The organism is Microcoleus sp. B4-D4 (assembly GCF_036705185.1).
In the GTDB taxonomy this organism is placed as follows: domain Bacteria; phylum Cyanobacteriota; class Cyanobacteriia; order Cyanobacteriales; family Microcoleaceae; genus Microcoleus.
On record NZ_JAUBTX010000030.1, the window covers coordinates 1 to 23690 of the forward strand.

Consider the following 23690-nt stretch of genomic DNA (forward strand, 5'->3'; position numbering starts at 1 on the left):
ATTAGTCATTAGTCATTAGTCATTAGTCATTAGTCATTAGTCATTAGTCATTAGTCATTAGTCATTAGTCATTAGTTTATCAATAAATCTGTATAATTAATCTAAAATTTGAACTGTGTGGGAACGCTAAAAAAAATCATTTTAAAGTGGCTATCATAGCTTTTGATGTTGTTTATTCAACAAAAACATAATTTTTATCATTTTGAAAGCATGACGGCTTGTTTGAGCTGGTAGGGGTGGCTGGGAGGATTGACGATCGCCCGCCGTCGATCCCGGAGCCCGCGTAAAAGCCCGATCGCCCCTGTTCCCCGCCCCGGAATGACTCAAATCAGTTAAAGTAAGAAAAATAAGCGCAAGTACCGTCACCTTTGAGCGACAATGGCATCCTCTTCCTCCTCCACAGTTCGCGAACTCCCCTTATTTCCGTTGCCGGAAGTGGTTCTATTTCCAGGTAGACCACTGCCGCTGCAAATCTTCGAGTTTCGCTATCGAATCATGATGAATACGATTCTTGAGGGCGATCGCCGTTTCGGTGTACTCATGTGGGACCCCAACCAAAACAAAGTCTCAGCCGTTGGCTGTTGCGCCGAAGTAATTCACTGTCAGCGCCTCCCGGACGATCGCATGAAAATCATGACTCTCGGACAGCAGCGGTTCCGAGTCCTCGACGCCGTTCGGGAAAAACCCTATTTAGTCGGTCTAGTAGAATGGATTGAAGACGAACCGCCACAAACAGACCTTCGACCTTTGGGCCAAGATGTCGAACAACTGCTGAGAGATGTAGTTCGCCTCTCCAGCAAATTGATGGATCAGCCGATCGACTTACCCGAAGACATTCCCAGTTTGCCCACAGAATTGTCCTACTGGGTAGCCAGCTACCTTTACGGCGCAGCCACAGAACAGCAAAGTCTTTTAGAATTGCAAGATACTGCTGCGAGATTGGAACGCGAAACCGAAATTTTAACTTCTACTCGCAATCACTTAGCAGCAAGAACTGTACTGAAAGATACGCTCAAGTAGCGAATTTGCACAGGCAAAAAATACGATCGGTTTTGCCTGTACATCAGCCCAAATTGCACACAAATCATATTATTTTCAATTTAAAATCTTCCTATCGAAGATTTTAAAACTGTGAATGAACGATCGACTAAAGCTTTCGATCGCGCTACCAAATTCCATTCTTTTTAAGAACAGGTATCTATTTGAGCGGCAAATTCAAACAAGTTCGGATAGGTTCTTTATCGCATTAAATGCTTGTGTTAGAAAATCACGACCAACCGAAACCATACGATGCAGTGAGAGGCGGTCAAATGCCGCCTCCTGTGGGCGGTGTGGTACTCGGCGGGCTAGCAGGAGTTAAACACCGACTGTCGGCTGCTGTCAGCGAACACCGTATTGCGGCGCTGAAGGAAACCTTTAATTACGGCGATGCAGGCTTCAAAATAGCGATCGAGATTTGTCAAAACGAAACAGGCCCCGTGCAGCAGGCGGCCTGCGATTTAGTTCGAGAGAGGCTAAGCGCGATCGCCCGCGAAAAATTACAAGCCTTCGTACCTGTAAGCTTAGATTCAGAAACAGGGACAGATAAAACTCAAAAAATATTAAACAACTCACCCAGTGCAGTCTCAGAAAAAACTAGCGATCGGCAGTTGTCAGAAGCACAATTAATATTTGAGACAATTCTGCAGCAAATGCAACCAAATTTGCTGCTGTTAGAAGCATTAGTATCCTCTGTAAAGCGCGAAGAATTTACCAACGAATTGATGAATCTTTGGGATTTGTTAATCTCAGAAATTCAAGAACCTCTCAAAGAATTGCGTCAGGCTGTTGGTAGCGCAATTTCCGCCCAACTCCGCATTCAGTGGCAGTACAATCAAGCTGAATCTCAAGCCAATCAGTGGCAGCAGCGAGCCTTGATAGCACTTCAGAAAGGAGATGAAAACTTGGTTCGCCACGCCTGGGTTCGGAAGCAGCTAGAGTTGGATCAAGTAGCAGAATTAAAAATTGACTTAGACGACCAAACTGTGCGAGTAGAAACTCTCAACCGCAACTTGCTGGCTTTGGAAAGCAAGATTACTGAAGCTAATTCTAAGAAAGAGATTCTCAAGATGCAGGTTCATTTTGCTAAGGTACAGGAGCAAATTAACTGCACTTTCAGCCAAATGAATAATATATTTTTCCGTCCTTAATTGTTGGATTTTGGGCGTAAATATTGCCCGACTTCAGGCTTGTCTGATGCAAAAATGAATCGCCCCGCTAAAAATTGTTGAATCATCAAACTTAGCGCCTTCCATGTTAGCACCGCATAAAAAAGCCCCGCTCAAATTAGCGCCGCGCAAGTCAGCTTGTCTCAAATCTGCGCCCTGAAGATTAGCTTCATACAACAAGGCTCCTTTCAGGTTAGCCTTTTTGAGACTCGCTGACCGCAGTTTTGCCTCAGTTAGATTAGCTTTTGTAAAATCTGTATTGTCCAAGCAAGCATCAATGAGGTTTGCTTCGATTAGGTTAGCTTTGTAAAGTGAGGCCCCGGTCAAATCCACACCGATCATTTTTGTCTGGCTCAAATTGGCTTTGTTCAAGTTGACCTGCATCATTTCAGCTCCTGTCAACCTTGAAAAAGTTAAATCTGCTTTGCTAAGGTTTGCCCCATTTAGTTTGGTCATTACTAAGCAAGCATTTTTGAGAAATGCACCTAGTAAGTTTGCCGAACTAAGGTCTGCCAAAGTTAAATTAATTTCATTCAAAGTTGCACAGGCTAGATTAATATGAATCAGGAAAGCTTCACGCAAAGAAGCCTCTTTCAAGCTGGTTTCGTGAAAATCTCTTTCTCCGGCTGCATATCGCTTCAGAAGTTCATCAGCATTCATGTCGCTAGCCTCCTAAGTGGTAGCTAAAATTATACTACTGATAGTACAGTGTAGCAGCCGAAGATTTTTAAAGTTTCTGTGTGATTTTTGAGTTCTTCTACTGCCGATCGCACTAATGTAGAACCAGCATCCGCTTCAACATCCGTAAAAAAAATATATTCTCCGAGCGATCGCTTAGTCGGTCGAGATTCAATGCGACTTAAATTAATACCGCGACTGGCAAATACTTGCAAAGGTTTTACCAGCGATCCCGGCCTATTGGCAGGTACGCTAAAAGCTAGTGACGTGTGAGTGCAATTAGGCGTTGTCTCTAGATGCGACGGGGATGCTGATTTCGTGGCGGATTGAATTGATGAGTCGTGGGATGTTGCAGCGTTTCCCAATTTTCCTGTATTTGGGCCTAGTACCCAAAATCGAGTGTAATTGTCAGGATAATCATTAATCGGGCTCGCTAGCACTGGCAATTTGTAGAGTTCGGCCGCTCTTGGGGAAGAGATTACCGCGATACTTTTATCTTCTAGGTACTGCAACGCTTCCGTAGTTGAATTTGCCGGAATCAACTCAGCCGCCGGGATAAACTTTGCCAACCACAACTGACACTGAGCTAGGGCTTGCGGGTGAGAGTAAACTTTTTGAATCCCGTTAAAATTTTTAGCATTGGACAGCAGCGCGTGGGAAATCGGCAAAACCAAGGCGTGTTGAATGCGGAGTGCATCCAGCCGCCACAGGGTGTCTAGGGTGACAGTCACACTGCCCTCGATCGAATTTTCGACCGGCACAATTGAAAGGTCAACCAGCCCAGAGGCAGATGCCTCTAATGCCTGAGAAATGGTGGAATAAGGACACAGGGTGCATTCGGTGTTAGTTTCGAGACTTAACCAATTGACATAAGCTAGAGCTGCTGTTTCTGCATTCGTACCTACAGGGCCGAGATGTGCGATTGAAATTTTCATAATTAGTAGTTTTATGTTACAAATGTTTGCTTGACTCTCATCAGCCAGCAGGTACGATGAAAAAATTAGCCAGAGTCCCGAAAGCTTAGATCCGTAATTTCTCGGATGACATTGCGGGAGTGCGCGAGCTAATGCGAGACTTATGTCACCTTAAAAAGGTTATAGTTTATTAAGATATGCTTACAAATCCTATATATTAATATTTTCTCATGTATATCCGATTTAATTCTTCGCAATCCGTTGAGATCGCCGTACCAGATGAACAGGTTCCCATTCAACATTATCTGCGCCAGCCGAGGCGACTGGTGAACGCCTTAGTCGATCGCACTCGCACAGAGCAACTCAGCGATGACTGTTTCCGCCTGAAAATGCGGCCGTTACAATTTATGATGCTGAACATTCAACCCACGGTAGACATGAGGGTGTGGGCGCAGTCAGACGGCACAATCAATTTAGAGTCCGTGGCTTGCGAAATTCTCGGAGTGGGCTATATAAACGATCGCTTTGCTCTCAATCTTAAAGGACAGCTTGCTGCACACCAAAGTAGCGGACTAACCTGCTTGAAGGGAAAAGCCGATTTGGAAGTGCAAGTAGAATTACCGCCGCCCTTCTGGCTGACACCGAAACCGATTTTAGAAGCAACGGGCAACGGTTTGCTCAAAAGCGTGCTGTTGAGCGTCAAACAGCGGTTGATGCACCAGTTGCTCTTAGATTACCGCCGATGGGCAAGCAACGAAATAAACGTAATATCGAGCGATCGCCCTCAAATCTTATCTCTAGAAGGGTAATTTTGTGCTAGAGAATCGGTGAATTAATTGACAGCGATATTTGGCAAAAAATCGGCTTAATTGCAGAAATATTAGTTAAAGGGTCGAATATAGCAGTTCGAGTGACAGATGGGGTATCGATCCCCCAATCCCCCAATTCCCCAATCTAAAATCTAAAACTTGTACCCTCGCGACTTGTACCCTCGCGTAGCCGAAGCAAGCCGAAATATCTAAAATCTCAACTCCTCACCTTTTTGACAAAGGCTGTAGTACACCCAGAGTTTTATGGGATTTTGTGGGCTAGATAACGGCGGATCACTCAAGAATATCGATGTAAGTCTGTGCTCCTTCTTGATCGTCTTCAACGACTCCTACACCGATAGACCAATCAGTCGATTGGTCTTGTGAAGCTTCGTCTTTTTTGCCGATAAATTCGCGCTCTGGCGGGCTGGTAACTGTATCCGCTTCCAAATTAGTCGCCCCTACCCGAATTCGGATTTTGGGGCCGGAATTGCCCAAGCGAATCGTCATCCCGTCGGCGACTGACACCTGAGCGATCGGTTTATCATCTACATAAGTACCGTTAGCACCAAAATTAATAATTTCCCAGCCATTGGCGTGATTCCACAGCTCAACGTGGTGGCGGGAAACCACAGCACTGTAAATAATTACATCATTGTCGTTCGATCGACCGATCCGAACCACCGAAGCGGATTCAAAACACCACTTCTGAACCGCGACAGACTGGATAGGATGTAGCAGAGTTAAGGTAATCACGGATGTTTTGACACTCCGCCACCAAATACAAACGAATATGCTTCAATATCGATTTTTTCGGATAAAACCGCCAAAAAATTGATTCTCAAAAAAGTGGTCAGTGGGTGGCGACTTTCTCGCCCTACAGAAGTTAAGCACTTATTTATGCCGGAGTTTCTAGATAAAATAATAGTTTGCTGTATCAAACAACATAGGTCTTTTCGAGTTGCTAACATTTTCCTTATTAATTCAATACCAATAGAATACAATGCTTTGAGCAGCACTGGAATTCCTGGCACCCAAAGCCTCAATATCCGACACCAAAAATACCGATCGACCTTGCGGGGGCGCGTCGCCCCTAAAAATACGATCGGTAATTAGTCGCCTCTGGCCCTCTGGCTGCACTTCAGAGATCCGACTCTGGCGGCTCCGGTGTCGGCGGTGGCGATACAGATTCCTGCCTTTGTCGCTTCAACTCTGCTACTTTTTCTTGAGCTGCATCTCTGACTTCTAGAGCTTTATCTTGGAGTTTTTCCGCCAGATTTTGAGCGCCCCGCTTCACCTCTGCCACATTTAGGAGAGTTTGGTCGTAATCTTCGTGTAAAAACTCTGCTACCAGACCGACTTTTTTGTGTAATCCCTCAGCGTACTGTACGGGTTCCGACACAGCAGCCTCTGAAACGATCGCCCGTTTGCTGCCGATCGACGAAATCGCCCCAACCGGCAACAAGTAAATCCCGTCTAAAACGCCGCGCCAGCCGCTCGATTTAAACAGGTAATCGGTAACAGAACCAGTCGTGACATCAAATAGGTAGTCAACCACGGTACCTGCCTTATTTCCTGCGTCCGTGAGCACCTCAAGCCCGATCGGACAAACAGCTTGTTCCGGCTGATGTAATTCCGGGAGTTCCGGGTTAATAGTGACAAAAACATTTTCGCCCACAGCATCAACTTGCGCCCAAGCGAACCAGGTTTTTTTGTTCCCCAAAAGTCCCGACTTGCAAGTAAAGCCGATCGCCCGCTGGGAGTGAGAATCGAGCCAAATCCTGTCTACCCTGCCGACCTCTTCGGCAGTTCTGCGGTCGATCGTGCGGCGGTTTAGCAGTTCGCTGCGCTTAACAATCTGTTGTTGCGATCTACTCATAAATAAACTCCTGAGTGGCTACGAGAAAAAATGTCGGTCGAAGCGTCGATTTAAGATTTTAGGTTTTTGGCCCGTCAGAGGAATCACCGCAGTAGGAACCAGCGTCTAAAATTTTGGGATCGATCCTCAGCAGTATCGGGGTTAAGAACTGCTCGATAATCTCTACCCATACCTGGACATTACTACCGTTTTTGTTCAGATATCAGACATAACTGTAACCATCTTTGCGATGGATGGCTTTACAGTAATCGAGCCTTACCGAAAACCGTTTTTTGTTGATAATGAACTCACCTCTTCCATCCGACATAGGGCAGACTCTAGCTGTAAATGTTCCTTGATACTTACCTTTCGGTACATCGGCTCGAACAATATCACCAGTACAAAAGCCCAAAATTGGACGCAATGGACGATGCTTGATTGGATAGCCATATTTATCTGTTTGGCAGCGCTGCCTTGGACCCAAACCAGTTGCAGTGACATTGAGAATGCGCTCTGTTAAGACTTGCAGCGTTTTTGTGATACCAACACAGGCAGCGTCTAACCAGTGAGTTTTTTGTAATCCCAACCGAGTCCTGTTGTATTTGGTTTGTCCTCCTGTACCTGTATAGACTGGCAAGCCTGTTTCTTTGAGTCGATTAAACAATGCCCATCGGGTAGCATTAACGGCTGCTGCATCCAAACAAGGTCGCTTGGCTTGAGCTAATATCCGCTTAAGTAGATCGGGCTTTTTTGAGAGGAACTGCTCGATTGATTTTGTCCCTTTCTTGATGTTGCATTTCTCACAAGCTAAGCACAGATTAGAGATGCGGTTGCTACCTCCTTTGGCTAAGGGGTGAATATGCTCGATCTGTAAAGGCACATTTTCAATCCCGCAATAAGCACAGTTTCTTTGCCACTTTTCTAATAAATACTCGCGGATCTCGCAGCCAAACAAAGTGCCTTGTTGGTATTCGCACCCGCTAATCTCTGGATTATCTAGTGCTTGCGTGTCAAACTTAACTAGCTCCTGTCCGATCTCACGGATCGGAGCAAATTTACGCAGGCGCTTGACCCAAGTTTCTGTGGTTAAAACCCGATGCTTCAAGCTTGGTGCTAACCATCCTTGAGGGCGCGAACGGTTCAGAAAACGCGGCTGGCGGTAGCGTGTATTGCGGTTTCTCCGACCTCTCCGTAAAGACCTGCGAGAGTCAATAGCTAGTTTAATTTGCTGCCCGCGATGCTTCAATTCCATCCCCCAAATAACCTCATCCCTGTCAGTTACAAGAGCAAATCCCGTAACTTTTGAACCCGGATCGATTTTGAGAGTAAGAGGATGAACAATTGGACGCTCGATAGCTCGTTTCAGAATTAGAGTAAAGGGATATCTGCGAAAAGCAGCCGCCTTGCCCTGCTCTAATAATTTTCTTGCTTGTGCTGGATGAATCGGATTCATCGGTGTCTTTTGAGCGTCAATGAGAAAAACGTAGTTTGACATCTTCTGTCATCCAATTAAGTAAGGTTTGCCTCGGTAATGTTGAGAGGGCTTGTTAGGAACTAGGCACGGGCTTATCAACCTTTCGCCACTACTTTTTAACCTAGTTCGACAGGGCAGAAAACTGGCGTTTATTTTCTGGTGTCATGACCCTCCCAACGTAGGCTTAAGAAAGCCTTAACCTGCACGTTCTACTCTGTGGTAGAAGTTTCTACTTGTGTCCAGATTTTGGTAGGTTTTTACGAACGGGTTTGCAGTCATTTTTGAGCTGTAGCCAAAGATACTGATTTAATAATCTTCTTCCAAATAATTTGGAGTTTTTTCTGCCTCCGTTAAGTCATCCTCTTCTTTAGAAGTGCCAACTTCTTTTTGGTCGCGAAGAGGAATCGTGCTCAGGGGCGCGCCCAAGGAGGGAGCGTGAATTGCCTTAACATCCCTTGGCTTGACGCTAGGAACTCCTAACTCGACAGAGGGCTGATTTGGATCGACATTGATTTGAATTTTCGGGCCCGATCGAGCCAAGTGAACGATCAGACCGTCTACAACAGGAACCTTGGCGATCGGCTTACCATCGAGGTAAGTGCCGTTGGTACCTAAATTGATCAGTTCCCAACTGATGCCGCTGCGCCGCAATTCGATGTGGCGACGAGAAACCACAGCGCTAAAAAGAACGACGTGGTTTTCGTTCGATCGCCCGATCCGGACGACCTGCTCGTCTTCAAAGATCCAACTGCGGACGGGTATAGACTGGAGTGGATGTAGCAAGGTCAGCTTAATCACATTGGCAGCATTGAGTTTTGGTAGAGCGCCTCAAGATGCGATTTTAGATTTTAGACTTTCGATCGCCCAATCCAAACTCGATCTAAGAGATTTGAAATAGAAACGTAACCAGGTCTCCTTTCCCCAGAGAGATGCGGTCTCCCGCTCGCAACCGGTGTCGGTTTCCCTTTGGCAGAGGAGTATTGTTAACGTAAGTGCCGTTAGAACTGCCTACATCTTCTAGGTAGCAAGCATCTCCCTCCACCCGGAGATTTGCGTGTACCCGAGAAACAATCTCAGAATTAGCAAATCCAGAAACATCAATATCCGGCGGCACTAAGTCATTTGGCTTGCCTATGTGAACCACAGAAAGACTGTGAGGCAATTCTATCGGCGTATTTGTCTGAACGTGTATCAGGCGCGCCGATTGCTGTTGCAGTTGAGTTTTAGCCACACCCGCTGGCTGTGGGGCGGGAACCGGGGGAGAAGTATTTACTGCAGTTGCCGCCGATTCAGTTGTAACAGGAACCGAGAGTAAAGGCGGCGGATCTGGAATTGTAGGAATACTGGCGGGTATTTTTTCTAAGTTCGGCCCCAGATTTGGGGTGACAAAAGGTTCCGCTGCCGTCAGGGGTTCGGTGTCGAGTGCCTTATTTGCCGTAACTAAAGGTTCCCTTGCCATCATGGGTGCGGTGGGCGCTAAATCCGGCACCGGCGGCGATACCACTGTAGGCTCCACCGTCGAGGCTGACGGTACTGTCACCTCAACTTCTTCTGGAACTGTGGAACCCGGACGCAAGTTAAAGCCGCACTGACCGCAAAATGCTGCATCTGTCTGAACCGCTGCACCGCAGTTCGAGCAACTTGCGGTAACGGGTAAAGGCGTGTAGCAAGCCTCGCACTGGCTGGCCCCGTCGGGGTTCTGGTGATTGCAATTGGGACAGACAATCATCGATTTCTCCTTGCTATCGGCCAGATTTTCAAATCAGCCTCATAAAAAATACTAGGTATATGGTCAAATTTTAACTTTAACCGCCACAATTCTTATACTGCTTAGCCAATACTAGCAACTGACTCCGCACCGCGACGTTGGCGGTGAGGGGCAAAATCAAGTTAGCGATGTGCTGACTGTACTGCGGCGGCGCAAGCTTTCCGGGCTATTTTAGGGCAACACCGGCGGCGGCATCGAGCAGCCACCAAAGTTCGCCCTCTGGTTGAACGAGTCTGGCCGGATAGGTCATGGGGTCGGCTGCGGGGGCAAAAATTTGAGCTAGGGCGGGTTGTTTGCTGGCTCCTGCGACTATGAAGATGACGCAGCGGGCGCGGTTGATTAAGGGGACTGTAAAGGTGATGCGGGGTTCACCGTCTTTGTTGCCGACAGTTACTAAGGTGTCCCGGACTTGCAAGGCTGGTGTGCCGGGAAATAGAGAGGCTGTGTGGGCGTCGTCTCCTATGCCCAACAGGATGATGTCGAAAGCGGGAAACTCGCCGTCGGATACTTTGAAAAACTGCTGCAATTGAGTTTGGTGTGCTGAGGCATCGGCTGCGGGGTCGCCGGAGCCTGTGGGCATCGGGTGGATGTTGCTGGCGGGGATGTTTGTGCGATCGAGCCACGCGAGGCGCGCCATTTTTTGATTGCTGTCCTGGTGTTCTGCGGGAACGTAGCGTTCGTCACCCCAGAAAACGTGAATTTTGTCCCAAGGCAGGTCTTGGCTGGCGATCAATCTGTAGAGCGGTTCTGGTGTGCTTCCGCCCGCTAAGGCGATCGTACAAAGTCCGCGTTCTGCGATGGCTGCTGCGATTTTCGACAGGACAACCGCGAGGGAGCGCTCTATGAGTTCTTCTCGATTTTTTAATACTTCTACTATTTTTTGCATTTATTTCCTTTTAACTTTCTTCTGCGTGTGGCGATCGGCAATTGCCAATTTTGCTTTGAAATTTTGCGATCGGGTCGATCGGCCGCCACGCTTGGAAGCCTCAACACCGCGTCAAGTCGGATTTTATCATTCTTAGCGGGCTTTGTATTCTTGTGGCATATATAGCCTTTCTGTGCTCTGGTATGAGGTACTATGTGGCATTGGGCGGAGCGAAGCGGAGGGATTGGCCCGCGCAGGGCATTGGGTATACCTCACCACGCTGGAGAACCGCTATATGTCTGTAGCAACTTGCGATCGCAAGCTCGATCGCACCCCCAAAAAGCAAAAATCATCAAGATTCCTGTGGTAGACTAGGAAAAATAGTTTTAAGTCCGCACAGGATGAAAGCAAAACTATGTCAAGCTTTAAGCGATTCCCTACATCTGTCCGCTATCTGATAGCCCGGTTGCGCCACTGGACGCAACCAGCGGTTTGGGCTCCGTTAGCCGTACTCTGTGCGGGCGGATTATTTATCTGGGAAGTCTCCGTACATCCAGAAAGGTTAAGCATAGATGGCGAAGAAGTAGCAGCCTCAAACAATCAAGCTTCGCTACCCGGATTGTCTGCTGAAGATAGCGCCATTGCTGCTGAAATCGACAGCTTGCCGGTGCTAATCAATCAGTTCAATCAGTCTAATTCTGAATTGAGTTTATTAAATTCATCAGTAGTCAAAGGCCAAGGTTTATTCAACGAAATTAACGCTGGTGGATCAGAAAAGTCCCAGCCATCTTCAGCCATGCAGCAGCAAGCAACGAGCCGATTGTTGACTTTGCCAAATTTAGCAAATCCTGATGCCGGGTTCCAAAACAATAATCCGCTAAATTCCAGCTTGCCAAGTTCAAACGCCGCATCAGCTTTGAGTTTATCTGGTAGTGGGGCGATCGTTTCAGGGATAAAAACGATCGGCTTTCCTGAGTCTGGTGGTACAGCGACAAGCACTTTATCGCAGCAGTCGAGCGGTGCTAATTCTGGCAAACAAAACGACGCGCCCCTGCCTTTGAGTCCGTTGCAAGCAGCTATGCAAAAATACCTCGCCACTAACACTTCGGCAACGGCGACTTCTACTGAAAACACGGCTTCCTCAGCTCAATTGCTCGATCGACCAGCTTCGAGCGAGTCTCCGGCAAATCCGGCAAATTTGCTCCCAGCGGCCGCTACAGCTCAAGGGAGAGCAAATCCTGTGAATGTTCCGGTAGCACTTCCTTCAGTTGCGATTCAAACAAATACAATCGGCGAATCTCCACAATTCTTAAACCCAACAGCTACAACCCCTGAATCATCTGCCCGGTTAAATTCCAGAGTACCCAGCCTCGGGGAAATTAATACTGCGCCTGCAACTGTAGCGATGCCAAAAAATCCCTATCAAACTAATTTATATGGCTCCGGTGTAGCACCGGAAGTTCAACCCGCGGCACTTCCAGCAGTCGTACCAGGGCCAATACCGCTACTTCCCAATGTCCGTCAATCCTCTTTTCCAAGTGCGATCGGGGAAAGCAAAATAATTAACCCCCAAGTCTCTCCCAATTCAGCGAATTCTGAATTTCAACCAGCTCAATCAAATCAGCTTAACTTACCTGGTCAGCCTAATTTTGGAGCCGTTCCTCAAAACAACAATAATCAGGGGCAGCAAATTCAACCGCAACCTTTTTCTACACCCCGATCGCTGACACCGGGACGCTACATTGGCGGCGGCGAAATCAATACTTTTGCTAATCCTTAAAGTTATTGGTTATTGGTTATTGGTTATTGGTTATTGGTTGTTAGTTATTGGTTGCTGGTTATTGGTTGCTGGTTATTGGTTGCCAATCACAAATAAAATTGGAAAAAAAAAATGCTTTGCGGCCCAATTCCCAATTCCCAATTCCCAATTCCCAATGACTACTAACTGATGACTAAGAAATGAAAATTTAATAACTTAAGCGATTGCTCGTTACCTTCGCTCTGCCTGGTAATGCAGATAGGCGAGGCTCTGCCTCCTTTTATCGCGGAACTTACAGGATAGAGGACTGTAGGAGGTGCTTAAGCTGTCGCGCTTTTAAATTGCATATTCAGGGCGGGCGGGACAACCCACAAGATTTTTATTGTTTTTTACATAAAATTTAAATGCAAAACAGCTTAATGACTACTAACTAATGACCACTAACTAATGACTAATGACTAATGACTACTGACTACTGACTAATGACTAATTTGAGATAAATTACCTAGAGGCGGCTCGCACCAACAACAATCCGCCGATTCCAAAGCCAAAGGCTATGGGCAGCCAAGCCGAAAGAATCGGAGTCAAAGCAGCTTTTACGCCCATAGAACTGGTGATGAAAGAAAATACATAGTAAGTAAAAATTACAACTACACTAATCCCAAAACTCGTTCCTCTGCCGGAACGGCGCGGTTGAGTTCCCAAAGCTGCTCCTACTAAACCAAATACCAAGCACACGAAAGGAAAAGCATATTTTTCTTGAATTCGCACCTTGAGTTTGCGAATTTGCGGTACATCGCCGCTGTTTTTAAGGATTTCTAAACGCTCTAAAGCTTGAGCAATATTCATTTCCTTGAAATCTCGCACTCTGGCTGCTAAATCTAAGGGCGTGCGGGGGAGTTGTAACTGCTGGTGTTGAAATCTAACTATATTCCGGTAAGAGCCGTCAGGAGCGACAAGATAAGCGGTTCCGTTGTAAAAATCCCAGGTGTTTTCTGAGGGATTCCAAGTAGCTGATTCTGAAGAAACGATTTGATTGAGCCCTGGGGTGGAGCGATCGATAATTGTTAAACCTTTCATTTGCTTGCCGTCAAACTGTTCTGCATAAAAAAAGCGGGACAGGGTTTCTTCGCCGCCTTTTTCGGGTTTCCGAAATTCTGTGTAGATAATATTTCGATCTTGAAATGTTGGTTTTTCTCGCTTCAGGGCTCTGTCTAAAGTTACAGTTGCTCTGTAGCTGGCGGCTGGTACGACTAACTCTTGCAAAGCAAAGGTGAAGCCGGCAACAATTAAACTCATAATGACTGCGGGCATTACCAGTCGGTAAACGCTAACTCCGCAACTGCGGAGGGCGATGAGTTCGCTGTCGCTGGAGAGTCGGCTGTAGGCCATTAAGGTTGCTAGCAGCATTGACATTGGGAAAGCTAATACTACGAAGTAGGGAATTTGCAGCAGAAAAATTTCTAGGGCGGCGCTGTAGGGGAGGCCGGATTCTGTTACTCTGCGGACTAATTCAAATAAGGCTCCAACTGTGACGGCGACGGATGTAAAAAGTCCGACTCCAAATAGAAACGGGCCGATTAATTCTTTGGTAATGTACCAGTCCATTACTGAGATTCTTGGCAGCCAGTTGAGGGGAGTGAAGGATTTGGAGATTGCTATTTTCATAGTTTGGCGTTTTTGCTGTGGCTCTTCAAGCTACAATTTAAATTATCAATTTTAAATTTCTGTATTGTGTTTTTATGGTTGTGGAAGGGCTGGTTTATAGATATCTGGGCTGGGATATTTATAGCCTTTCTCACAAAGATGAGGTGCTAGGAGTGGGCATAGGGCATAGGGCATAGGGCATAGGGCATAGGGCATAGGCAGGAGTGGGAGCCGGCATACCTCACCAAGCTTGAGAACCGGTATATATCTAGGCGAAGCCGCCCCTACTGAATCTGTTTGGTGCGTCTTTGCGGTTGCTATACAAGACTACCGCACGAAGCTGTCGCCTAGGTAATATTGCCGGACTAAGGGGTTGCTGTAGAGTTCTTCTTCAGCGCCGGAGGCTAATATTTGACCGTCTCGCATGATGTAGGCTCGATCGGTAATTTCGAGGGTTTCTCGGACGTTGTGATCGGTGATCAGGATGCCAATTTTACGATCGCGCAGTTTGGCAATTATCGTTTGAATTTCATCTACGGCGATCGGATCTACGCCTGCAAACGGTTCGTCTAAAAATAGGAACATCGGCCCGTCTCGCCCAGCGGCTAATGCTCTCGCCAGTTCAGTCCGCCGCCTTTCTCCCCCCGAAACTTGAATTCCCAAACTGGATGCTATGTTTTGTAAGCGAAATTCTTCCAACAGGAAATCGACTCGATCTTTCCATTCCCCACGAGGCACTTGAGTTTGTTCTAGGACTAACAAAATGTTGTCGCGCACGCTCATGTTGCGAAAAATGCTGGCTTCTTGAGCGAGATAGCCAATTCCCAAATGCGCTCGTTTGTGCATGGGCATTTTAGTGATGTCTAAATCGTTGAGCCAAACAGTTCCTTGATTGGGTTTTTCTAATCCGGTTGCTATGTAAAATGTTGTGGTTTTGCCGGCACCGTTGGGGCCGAGCAGTCCTACGATTTCTCCTTGGGCTACGGAAAGGTTGACGCGACTAACTACATTGCGTTTTCCGTAGGATTTGTGAATATTTTCGAGTACAATTTTCATACTTGCCGAGGCAAATTATTAGAAGTCATAGTCATCAGTCATTAGTCATCAGTCATCAGTCATCAGTCATTAGTCATCAGTCATTAGTCATTAGTCATCAGTCATCAGTCATCAGGCAGGAGGCTATAAGGGCTTCGCTCGGAGGGTTAAAAGAAGGAAGAATAAGTACACAGCCAGCCTGTGAGCGATACCTAATTTTACGTTTAATTAGGTGGATTTACTTGCCTGTTAAATTTCAGATTGCTGGTTGGTGCGATCGCCCCTCAAGTGGATATTTGACAATCTTCAGGTTTTTACTTTTTTCAAGACTAAATTTTGCATTTATTCTCAGCTTTCAGGCGTCGCGCATTTAAACTCCGATCCAGGAACAGGCAGGATGCCCGTTCCACAAGAATTTCGGTAAAAATTATTGTCCGAAGTAGCTATGCAACAATTGATGTTTTTGGTGATAAATTTTGCTGCTATGGGGAGGGCTGTTACTTAGGTGCTGTTGAACTGGCGGGCGGTTTGGGGCCGATCGTATTTTGGGCTGCTGCATCTTGTTCGGGAGCAACGAGATAGACTGATTCTACCTGTCCTGGATTGTCTGGGAGGGCAATAAACCTGCCTTCATCGATCAAGTATGTCACGGTTTCGCCGCGCAGGCTGTTGCCCTGCTGCAATACGTAAACGTCGCCGCTGAGAATGATCCGGCGTTCGCGGCTGAAGTATTGAGCTTGAGCTGCTGTTGCTTGGATTTGGCGGGCTGGATAGTTGATTTGGACGTTGCCGCGGGCTGTCACGATGCCGGTTTTGGAGTCGGCTTCTTGAATGTCCGATCGCACGGAAAGGGTTCGGGGCTGCGCGGTTTGGGAATAGGTGGGAGAGACAATCGCGCCGGCCAGAGTCAGGGGCAACAGCAGCGACAATCCTTTGAATATGCGCGAATTAAGTAGTTTAGCGGAGGGCATCATAGCTTGCAAGCCTCAAAATATGTGAAATTGCTGAAGGGCCTTTTCCAACCCCTGATTTGTCTCTATGGAGATTAAATCCACCACACCCGATTTAGTTAGGTATTTTATCTTAACGGCCAGAAATATTCTCGTCAGGTCGATCGACCTGCCCGAAAGCATCAACCAATTATCCTAGCAAGACAATAGCCATTTTCACGAGGTGTTTGGCTGATTTACAGTTCTATCGAGAGGGCTTCTGTCCTCTGGCTGCGGTTTTATCGTTCGGACTTCAGTCCTTGGTATGACTTTTAGTCAATAAACTTGTTGCATAAATCTTGGATTGATAGTCCACCGCAGATGCAAAGCAGATGTACGCAGATCATTTAAAGAAGTGTCAACCCTGCGTCTGATGTTTCAAAATGTACGGCAATTGCAAGCCTGCAACTTCTGTACCTGCGAACAACGGTAAAAAATTAGCTACTGCTTCCGGGCCGGCTTGTTGCAAAGTGCTCAATAGTTTAGCGCTTTGTCGGAGCAAATCTTCAACAGCAATTTCAGCATAACTCGGCTGATAATAACTGAGCCGATTTATTCCTTCTCCGAGCAAGATTACTGCACCGCGCCAGTTTTGATTGCTTAAGTGATAAAGCCCTACAGCAATTTGTAAAATTCCCTGATAAAACTTTTTTTCCGGTTCGCCCGCTTCCATCCACAAAGCCTCTAAAGTATCGTGACAAGCGTAAAAGTCTTGGCTGTTAAACTGTTCGATACTTTGCCAAAATTCGTCCGGCATTTCCTCTATCATTTATTTGAGATTGGAAATTTTGAATTGGGATACAGCCTTCTCTAAAAAATGAGGTATTGACAATCTATTAATCTATGTATTAATAATCCATCAATCCCCAATTTAAAATCTACAATCTAAAATCTACAATACTTGTAGATATCCTAAGTGAGGAATGCTCTAGAGCGTAGAGTGGCGATCGGTTTTGTGAATAGCTAAGTCTTAAAAATAGGAAAAATTACGACCTGTTGTCAAAACTGCTATCAATTTACGACCGCCTACTTAACCGATTACATAGTTTCTCTGACAGCTTGAATCTGATCCATGCCAATTTCCTGATTAGTTCCAGCAAAATCGTTATCTGGCGTCAGAAATAACATACAATGACACTCTTTGCGCTCGCGCATGGGAATGCAAGGACAGTTCCAGTAGGCGGCTTTTACTTCGGCTTCTTTATCTTCGTAATGGCGACAAGGGCATAGGGGAGCACCTAGTTCATCTTTGTGCTTTGCTAGTCCTTCTATGACGACAGCAGTGACAGAAGGCTCGGAACAAAAGTAAGTTCCGGTGCGCTTGGCGTAGGTTTCGGAGAAATTCTTCATTGCCTCCAAGGTTTTTTCGTTGGAGAGTTTAGATTTTTCTGTTGTGTTCATAGTTCAGGATCGGAGTTGAGGATGCTACGAGCTTTTAACAATTGTATCGCAGAATGTGATTTTAAACACTTGTATATTTCTGTTTACTTACCAAGAGGAAACCTTGACAAAAATTGAGTTTTAGGTTGTGGGTTTTGTAAGGATTTTTTACGCATCCCGGACGGTTGGGGAAACAGGGCCATGACCCGGTTTTTGGAGCCTCCCAAAGATTTGACCGATCGCCCGCCCTGAAAAAAACATCCCCCAAAGGGGATACAAACAAGATAGAATATCACAGCGCTGTCCCTGTTTCTGGCATCTCATGGCAACTTCCCCCGACCCCACCCCCCGCAAAAAATCTGCTTCTGCTGCGCTGATTTGGCCCGCTGACACCGAGTTAGTCGGATTAGTGTTTGAATTAACTCCCCGCGCTGCTAGCTATCTGTACGCGCAGTATGCCATAGGTTTACACGCTTGGTTTTTGTATCAAGTACAGGAAACTGACCCGGATTTATCGCAGCTTTTGCACGACGATCAGTCAGAAAAAGCCTTTACGATTTCGGGATTGGAAGGTGATTTAGCCGCTAGTGGCAAAGAATTTCAGCTTGCGGGCGATCGTATTTATCGCTGGTACGTCACAGGACTTTCAAAGCGAATAGTGCAGTGGCTGAGTCAGTGGCTGCAAAATTTGCCCGAAGAGATAGATTTGCGAAATGCTCCGCTACTCATTCGCTCTTGGAAAATTGCTTTTGCTCCCACAACTTACCAGCAATTACTAACAGCAGAATTACCATTATCGCGCAACGTAAAACTTAGTTTTGTAACTCCAACAAGCTTTCGCAGCAAAGGTCATCATTTCCCTCTCCCGGTTCCTGAAAATGTTTTTTACAGCTATTTACGCCGCTGGAATAACTTTTCTGGGGTAATTTTTGACCAAGCCGAATTTATGAATTGGATTGATGAAAATGTAATTATTAGCCGCCACAAGTTGGAGTCGCAGAAGGTGGCGGCTGGCAAAAAAGGCATGGTGACGGGATTTACTGGGGCTGTGGAATTTGCGATCGGGCGATCGGGCCAAAATCGCCCTGATTTTGTACAATTATTTTATGCTTTGGGGCGGTTAGCACCTTACTGCGGCACCGGGCACAAAACAACTTTTGGTTTGGGACAAACGCGGACGCAATGGCTGACAGAATCGCCGACAGAAGTGTCTATACAAAGTGTATTGGCGGCGCGAATAGATGAATTGACAGAGAAGTTTATGGCGCTCAGAAAGCGTAAAGGTGGCAGTCGGGCTGCTGAGATTGCGGAAACTTGGGCGACGATTTTGGCGCGCCGGGAATTGGGGGAATCTTTGTTTGATATTGCTGCTGATTTGGAAATGCCCTATGAAACTGTGAAAACTTATGTGAAGTTGGCAAGAAGGGCTTTGAAAGTTGAGGATTAAAGTAATTGGGCATTGGGCATTGGGAATTGGGAATTGGGAATTGGGAATTGTTAGCTGTTGACTGTTGACTGTTGACTGTTGACTGTTAACTACTGCCAACTGCCAACTGACTACTGCCAACTGCCAACTGCCAACTGCCAACTGCCAACTGACTACTGACTTTTAGTAAATAAATATATGTCATCTCGCTGATATTTTAGTTGAAATTGAGGGTGATTTTTTAGTTGAGTTACTAGGTTTTGTACAAAAGCTCGATCGCTCATCCAGCCGGGATACCTCAGATTCAGCAAGACATAATCAAATTCTGCGAGGCTTGTAGGAGGTGTCTTAGCCTCAGTTAACTTTACCACGGGGCGGTGCGTTAAGTGGGGAGCTACGTGAGAAGTTGTTAAAACGCTGCCTTTTGTGTTGATGAAAGTAATTGCTTCTCTGGTAGCTGGTAAAGTGTCGAGGGAATCTAAATAAATAGTCCAAAAATAGCCGTATTTCGCTAAAGCTAAAAAAGCGATCAATGACCAAATTACAATGATTTTTGGCAATGGATAATTAGGAATTGGTAATCTATCAAATATTATCTTTCCTTGACACTGATTTCTATCGGCTAAACTGGAAATTACGGCAACTAACAAAAATGGTAATATCGGAATAGAATACTGATGAATCAAATCTCGCTGGGCTGGGATATCGGAAAGAATATTCATCGCCAACATCGGCACGGCGCTAATTAAAGGTGTCAGGTGACGCGGGGAAAGCCACCAAATTACAGGCAAGGTTAATAAGGCTAAATATTCAAAAGTATCTAAAGAAAATAAACGCCCTAAAATTAGATTTGGTTTCAATATTAAGTTAACAGCAATTTCTAAAACTGAATGTCCCAAATATTGATATCGCCCGACTCCTGCGTGTTGTCTTCCCAGATTGAAATACGGTATCACAGCCTGAGTAGTTATCAGGAACCAACCGACACCTAAAAAGAGAGCTATGAGTCCGCAATTGCGTTTTTTGTCAAAACACAACAGCCATAATCCCATCGCAGCTACAGTCAAAGATAGCACGGCTTTGCAACTCAAAACTAAGAGGATAGCAGCACAAAACCACAGGGTTTTATTGAGTCTGGCAGCTAGGATTGCTGCTAGCAGTGCGGGTAGGGCAATTACTTCTGGGTGGAAGTCGAAGAGGTTGACATTGAAGACTAATGGATAGAGGAGGTAAATACAGGCGATCGCCCGAGATATGCTATTATTTAATCCGGCTTGAATGGCCAAACTCCAAACTGGCAAAGCACCCAATGCTAAAGCAACTGCTTGGACTAGCAACAGCCAATGAACGTCGGGATATATTTTGTAAAGCAAAGCCACGGGATACATAACCAAAGCGGCGTGATTTCCCATGTGGTGAATTTCGAGAAATGAGGAAAACGGCGTTTGTCCCTGACTGATTAGATACGCTACTTGGTCATAAATTCCTAGTTCAAAGGCGTTGGATTCAAACAGGGCGTGGCGTACACTGCTGCATAGTAAAAATATTAACACAAAAAGGGCGATCGACCAAATTACAGGCTCGTATTTTAGATGCTTAAAATTGTTCATATTGTATTCATTCCAAAATTATCTTAAAATTATCTGCGTTTCTCTCTGTTTCTCTGCCTTAAATCTGCGGTTGGTTTTGAGCGATGAATAATTATTGCAATAAGTTTACTAATTGCTGATTTTTTGAAACAAAAATACATCGTCTTCATGATAGGTTATCTTAAAGTTAGGAGAATTTTTAAGTTGAGCCGCGACACTCGCAGCAGTATCGGCAGTATCCGGCCAAGGATGGCGCAAATTTAACAGTACATAGTCAAATTCATTCAAACTTTGTCCGTTAGCAACTTGATGCAGCAATTTAATTGTTTTTCGGTGAGCGAGATGAGTTGCTAGGGAATTATCTGTTAACACATTGCCTTTTGTTTCCACTCTGTTAATTGCCTGTCGCGTAGCTTGCCAAGTATCGAGAGACTCTAAATAAATTGTTCCAAAATAACCGTACTTAGCCAAAGCTAAAAAAGTTAACAGCGACCACAAAATTAACAATTTTGACAGCAAAGAGTTAGTAAATAGCAATTTGCCACTTTTCCCGCTTTGGCGAACCCAAATCCGGTGATTCCAGATACGTTTAACAGATTTAATCGAAATACGCTGCGATGCTTTCGTCCAGATTTGCGGCATCCAGTTGTGATGATTCCACAGATAATTAATTACATTTTTCCAGAAATTACTTCCTCTTTTTTGTCTGTCTGCTAGCGTATCAATTATAGCAATTAATAAAAATGGAAATATCGGCACAACATATTGGTGAATCAAATCTCTCTGCGCGTCAATATCGGAAAGAATATTCATCAATAGCATCGGCGAAGCACCAATTAAGGGCGAAAGATGCCGAGGAGAAATCCACCAGAGTGCGGGCAAAAATAACAAAATCAAATATCCCAAAGTCTCTACTGAAATCAGGCGATTGGCTACTAAGCTAGGTTTCAGCGCTAAATTAACAACTATTTCAAAAACCGAGTTTCCTAAATAGTGATATCGCCCCACACCTGCGTGCTGTTTTCCTTGATTAAAATACGGTACTATTGCTTGAGTTGCTATCAAAAACCAAGCCGCACCGAGAAATATAGCGATGAGTCCGCACCTGCTCTTTTTTTCAAAGAAAAACAGCCAAACACCCATCATCACGACGGTTAAAGATAATACGGCTTTGCAGCTTAAAATTAATACTGTGGCGGCACAAAACCACAGGATTTTATCGAGTCTGGCTGCTAAGATTGCTGCTAAGATTGCCGGCACAGCAATTACTTCGGGGTGGAAGTCAAACAAATTGACGTTAAATACTGCGGGATAAAGCAGGTAAACTGCTGCAATGGCGATCGCCTTTGATTCGTTTAATCCCGCTTGACGTGCTAAACTCCAGCTAGGCCAAGCACCTAGGGCTAGGGAAACAGCTTGCACTAATAACAGCCAGCGAACATCGGGATATATTTTGTAAAGTAAAGCTAGCGGATAGAAAATAAACGCTGTATGATCGCCTAAAATATTGATTCCCATTAATGAAGAAAATGGCGTTTGATTTTGAGAGATTAAATAAATTGCTTGGTCAAAAATTGCTAAGTCGAATGCTGTTGAATGAAATAATGCGTGCCGCACGCTGCTGGCGATAAATAAGATTATCGTTGTCACGACAATCATTAAAAATACTGGATGGAATTTTGTGGATTTTAAAGTTAGCATTCTGTTGGGTTAACCTGGGATGCGTTTAAATAGTATAACGTCGTTTTTTTGATAAGTTAATTTAAAATTGGGAGCATTTTTTAGTTGATTGGCTAAGGTATTTCCAATTTTTTCAGTGTCGGGCCAAGGATGGCGCAGGTTGAATAATATGTATTCAAATTCAGCTAGGTTTGTTTGGGGTGAAATTTGTGAAAGCAATTTTACGATTGGGCGGTGCGCGAAGTGAGGGGCAAGTCTGTTATCTGTTAAAATGCTGCTTTGGGGTTTAACTTGTGCGATTGCTTCCCTTGTGGCTTGCCAGGTATCTAGTCTATTTAGATACAGGAAAAAATCTTTATATTGTCCGAAAATTAAGAATATTATTAATGACCAAATTATCATTTGCTTCGGCAATTGAATGCCCAGCCACAGTTGCGGTATTGGTATTTTGATAAATGGTAAAGTCGCCGTTTTTTGGGGCGAAAATATTTGCGATTCGGTTTTCACTTGGGTGTTTTTGCGGCTGGATTCTTTGGCGATGACTGCTACGATCAAAAATGGAATTATCGGTAGTGAATATTGATAGGCTAAGCTGCGTTGAAATGGCAATTCGGAGAGGATATTGATAATTAGGGTAGGGATGGCAGGAATTAGGGCTGTTAAATATTTGAGGTTGTTTGGGCGGGGAAATGGCAGTAGCAGCCAAATCATGGGTAATATCAGGATGAATAAGTATTTTATTGTATCGATGGAAAGGATTCTTCCTAAGATTAATTGTGGCTTTAATAAAAGGTTGATAATTATTTCTATTACGGATTTTCCTAAATAGCTGTAGCGCCCGACTCCGGCGACTTCGCTACCGCTAAAGTAGGGGATGATTTTCTGGGAAGCAATCAAAAACCATGCTGCGCCTAGCAAAAGTGCGATCGCCCCAAAACGTTGCTTTTTTTCGCAAAAAAACAGCCATAACCCCATAGCAGCGATAGTTAGGGACAAAACAGCCTTGCAACTCAAAACTAACAGAATTGCGCTACAAAACCACAGGATTTTATTTAAACGCGCTGCCAAAATTGCCGCCAAAAGTGCGGGTAAAGCGATTACTTCCGGGTGAAAATCAAATAAATTGATGTTGAATACTACTGGATAGAGCAAATAAATTAGGGCGATCGCGCGGGATTGTTCTTGATTTAAACCGCCTAAACGCGCTAAACTCCAGCTAGGCCAAGCCCCCAAGGATAAAGCAACTGCTTGTACCAACAGCAGCCAATGCACGTCTGGGTAGATTTTGTAGAGCAAAGCTAGCGGATAATAGATTACCGCTGCGTGATCTCCCAAAATGTGCATCTCCATCAAAGAAGAAAAAGGCGTTTGGTTTTGGGCGATGAGGTAAATTGCTTGGTCAAAAATTCCTAAATCGAAAGCTGTTGATTGGAATAAAGCGTGTCGCAAACTGCTACAGGCAAAGAAAATTGTAGCTGAAATGGCGATCGCCAAAACCAGACTCGACGGTGGCTGCGATCGACCTTCTTCTATATTTTCGGCGCTGTCATCAACAAAATTTTCCCTATTCTCCATGAAATCTGGCACTAGCTGATCGGTCAAAATATAATGC

The 23690-nt window shown here is 45.2% G+C and carries 23 protein-coding genes; 6 read left to right on the forward strand and 17 right to left on the reverse strand.

Going from position 1 to position 23690, the window contains the following annotated elements; translation table 11 throughout:
• Positions 1–378 precede the first annotated feature (378 nt).
• Together QUB13_RS20250 and QUB13_RS20255 are read left to right on the forward strand one after the other, a co-directional pair.
• Positions 379–1020 (forward strand): LON peptidase substrate-binding domain-containing protein, encoded by a 642-nt coding sequence (locus QUB13_RS20250; protein ID WP_333383960.1) that lies wholly within the window; start codon positions 379–381, stop codon positions 1018–1020.
• 230 nt (positions 1021–1250) lie between these two features.
• Positions 1251–2189: a PspA/IM30 family protein gene (locus tag QUB13_RS20255; protein WP_333089729.1), complete on the forward strand. Its 939-nt coding sequence runs from the start codon at positions 1251–1253 to the stop codon at positions 2187–2189.
• A 33-nt stretch (positions 2190–2222) separates the two neighbouring features.
• Here QUB13_RS20255 and QUB13_RS20260 read toward each other — a convergent pair whose 3' ends face one another.
• Positions 2223–2867: a pentapeptide repeat-containing protein gene (locus tag QUB13_RS20260; protein WP_333089730.1), complete on the reverse strand. Its 645-nt coding sequence runs from the start codon at positions 2865–2867 to the stop codon at positions 2223–2225.
• Between the two features lie 29 nt (positions 2868–2896).
• Positions 2897–3820, reverse strand: a complete 924-nt coding sequence (gene pheA / locus QUB13_RS20265; RefSeq protein WP_333383961.1) for a prephenate dehydratase — start codon at positions 3818–3820, stop codon at positions 2897–2899.
• Between the two features lie 209 nt (positions 3821–4029).
• Between pheA and QUB13_RS20270 the strand changes: the two genes are divergently transcribed.
• Positions 4030–4608: a DUF1997 domain-containing protein gene (locus tag QUB13_RS20270; RefSeq protein WP_333089732.1), complete on the forward strand. Its 579-nt coding sequence runs from the start codon at positions 4030–4032 to the stop codon at positions 4606–4608.
• Positions 4609–4902: 294 nt separating this feature from the next.
• On the opposite strand, the gene QUB13_RS20275 is transcribed toward QUB13_RS20270, so the two are convergent.
• The 7 genes from QUB13_RS20275 to pgl all read right to left on the reverse strand — a co-directional run bounded on the left by QUB13_RS20275 (position 4903) and on the right by pgl (position 10594).
• Complete coding sequence (locus tag QUB13_RS20275; RefSeq protein ID WP_333383962.1) at positions 4903–5364, reverse strand: FHA domain-containing protein; 462 nt, start codon at positions 5362–5364, stop codon at positions 4903–4905.
• Between the two features lie 228 nt (positions 5365–5592).
• Positions 5593–5748, reverse strand: coding sequence for a hypothetical protein (locus tag QUB13_RS20280; protein WP_333383963.1), 156 nt, complete (start codon positions 5746–5748; stop codon positions 5593–5595).
• A 1-nt stretch (position 5749) separates the two neighbouring features.
• Positions 5750–6487 (reverse strand): PRC-barrel domain-containing protein, encoded by a 738-nt coding sequence (locus QUB13_RS20285; protein WP_333383964.1) that lies wholly within the window; start codon positions 6485–6487, stop codon positions 5750–5752.
• 202 nt (positions 6488–6689) lie between these two features.
• Entirely contained in the window at positions 6690–7961 is a 1272-nt protein-coding gene (gene iscB / locus QUB13_RS20290; protein ID WP_194068626.1) for an RNA-guided endonuclease IscB, read from the reverse strand.
• A gap of 285 nt (positions 7962–8246) precedes the next feature.
• Positions 8247–8723, reverse strand: coding sequence for an FHA domain-containing protein (locus QUB13_RS20295; RefSeq protein ID WP_442921603.1), 477 nt, complete (start codon positions 8721–8723; stop codon positions 8247–8249).
• A gap of 97 nt (positions 8724–8820) precedes the next feature.
• Positions 8821–9669 (reverse strand): FHA domain-containing protein, encoded by an 849-nt coding sequence (locus QUB13_RS20300; protein ID WP_194012556.1) that lies wholly within the window; start codon positions 9667–9669, stop codon positions 8821–8823.
• A 205-nt stretch (positions 9670–9874) separates the two neighbouring features.
• Entirely contained in the window at positions 9875–10594 is a 720-nt protein-coding gene (pgl, locus tag QUB13_RS20305; RefSeq protein WP_333383967.1) for a 6-phosphogluconolactonase, read from the reverse strand.
• 192 nt (positions 10595–10786) lie between these two features.
• Here pgl and QUB13_RS20310 point away from each other — a divergent pair, with 192 nt between their 5' ends.
• Positions 10787–10948 (forward strand): hypothetical protein, encoded by a 162-nt coding sequence (locus QUB13_RS20310; protein WP_333383970.1) that lies wholly within the window; start codon positions 10787–10789, stop codon positions 10946–10948.
• A 40-nt stretch (positions 10949–10988) separates the two neighbouring features.
• Positions 10989–12353, forward strand: coding sequence for a hypothetical protein (locus QUB13_RS20315; protein WP_333383973.1), 1365 nt, complete (start codon positions 10989–10991; stop codon positions 12351–12353).
• 480 nt (positions 12354–12833) lie between these two features.
• Here QUB13_RS20315 and QUB13_RS20325 read toward each other — a convergent pair whose 3' ends face one another.
• The 5 genes from QUB13_RS20325 to QUB13_RS20345 form a co-directional block, all read right to left on the reverse strand.
• Complete coding sequence (locus tag QUB13_RS20325) at positions 12834–14000, reverse strand: LptF/LptG family permease (protein WP_333383979.1); 1167 nt, start codon at positions 13998–14000, stop codon at positions 12834–12836.
• A gap of 306 nt (positions 14001–14306) precedes the next feature.
• Positions 14307–15035, reverse strand: a complete 729-nt coding sequence (lptB, locus tag QUB13_RS20330) for an LPS export ABC transporter ATP-binding protein (RefSeq protein ID WP_194068639.1) — start codon at positions 15033–15035, stop codon at positions 14307–14309.
• Positions 15036–15511: 476 nt separating this feature from the next.
• Positions 15512–15988: an LptA/OstA family protein gene (locus QUB13_RS20335; protein WP_333089750.1), complete on the reverse strand. Its 477-nt coding sequence runs from the start codon at positions 15986–15988 to the stop codon at positions 15512–15514.
• 373 nt (positions 15989–16361) lie between these two features.
• Positions 16362–16772, reverse strand: a complete 411-nt coding sequence (locus tag QUB13_RS20340) for a DUF309 domain-containing protein (protein WP_333383983.1) — start codon at positions 16770–16772, stop codon at positions 16362–16364.
• Between the two features lie 269 nt (positions 16773–17041).
• A complete protein-coding gene (locus QUB13_RS20345; protein ID WP_194012549.1) occupies positions 17042–17404 on the reverse strand; it encodes a ferredoxin-thioredoxin reductase catalytic domain-containing protein in 363 nt (120 codons plus the stop codon).
• Between the two features lie 301 nt (positions 17405–17705).
• Between QUB13_RS20345 and cas6 the strand changes: the two genes are divergently transcribed.
• Positions 17706–18830 carry a CRISPR-associated endoribonuclease Cas6 gene (gene cas6, locus QUB13_RS20350; RefSeq protein ID WP_333383986.1) on the forward strand — a complete coding sequence of 375 codons (1125 nt, stop codon included), beginning with the start codon at positions 17706–17708 and terminating at the stop codon, positions 18828–18830.
• A 152-nt stretch (positions 18831–18982) separates the two neighbouring features.
• On the opposite strand, the gene QUB13_RS20355 is transcribed toward cas6, so the two are convergent.
• The 3 genes from QUB13_RS20355 to QUB13_RS20365 form a co-directional block, all read right to left on the reverse strand.
• Positions 18983–20419, reverse strand: coding sequence for a DUF2079 domain-containing protein (locus QUB13_RS20355; protein WP_333383988.1), 1437 nt, complete (start codon positions 20417–20419; stop codon positions 18983–18985).
• A 108-nt stretch (positions 20420–20527) separates the two neighbouring features.
• Positions 20528–22099, reverse strand: coding sequence for a DUF2079 domain-containing protein (locus tag QUB13_RS20360; protein WP_333383991.1), 1572 nt, complete (start codon positions 22097–22099; stop codon positions 20528–20530).
• 9 nt (positions 22100–22108) lie between these two features.
• A complete protein-coding gene (locus tag QUB13_RS20365) occupies positions 22109–23653 on the reverse strand; it encodes a DUF2079 domain-containing protein (RefSeq protein WP_333383994.1) in 1545 nt (514 codons plus the stop codon).
• Between the last annotated feature and the right edge of the window lie 37 nt (positions 23654–23690).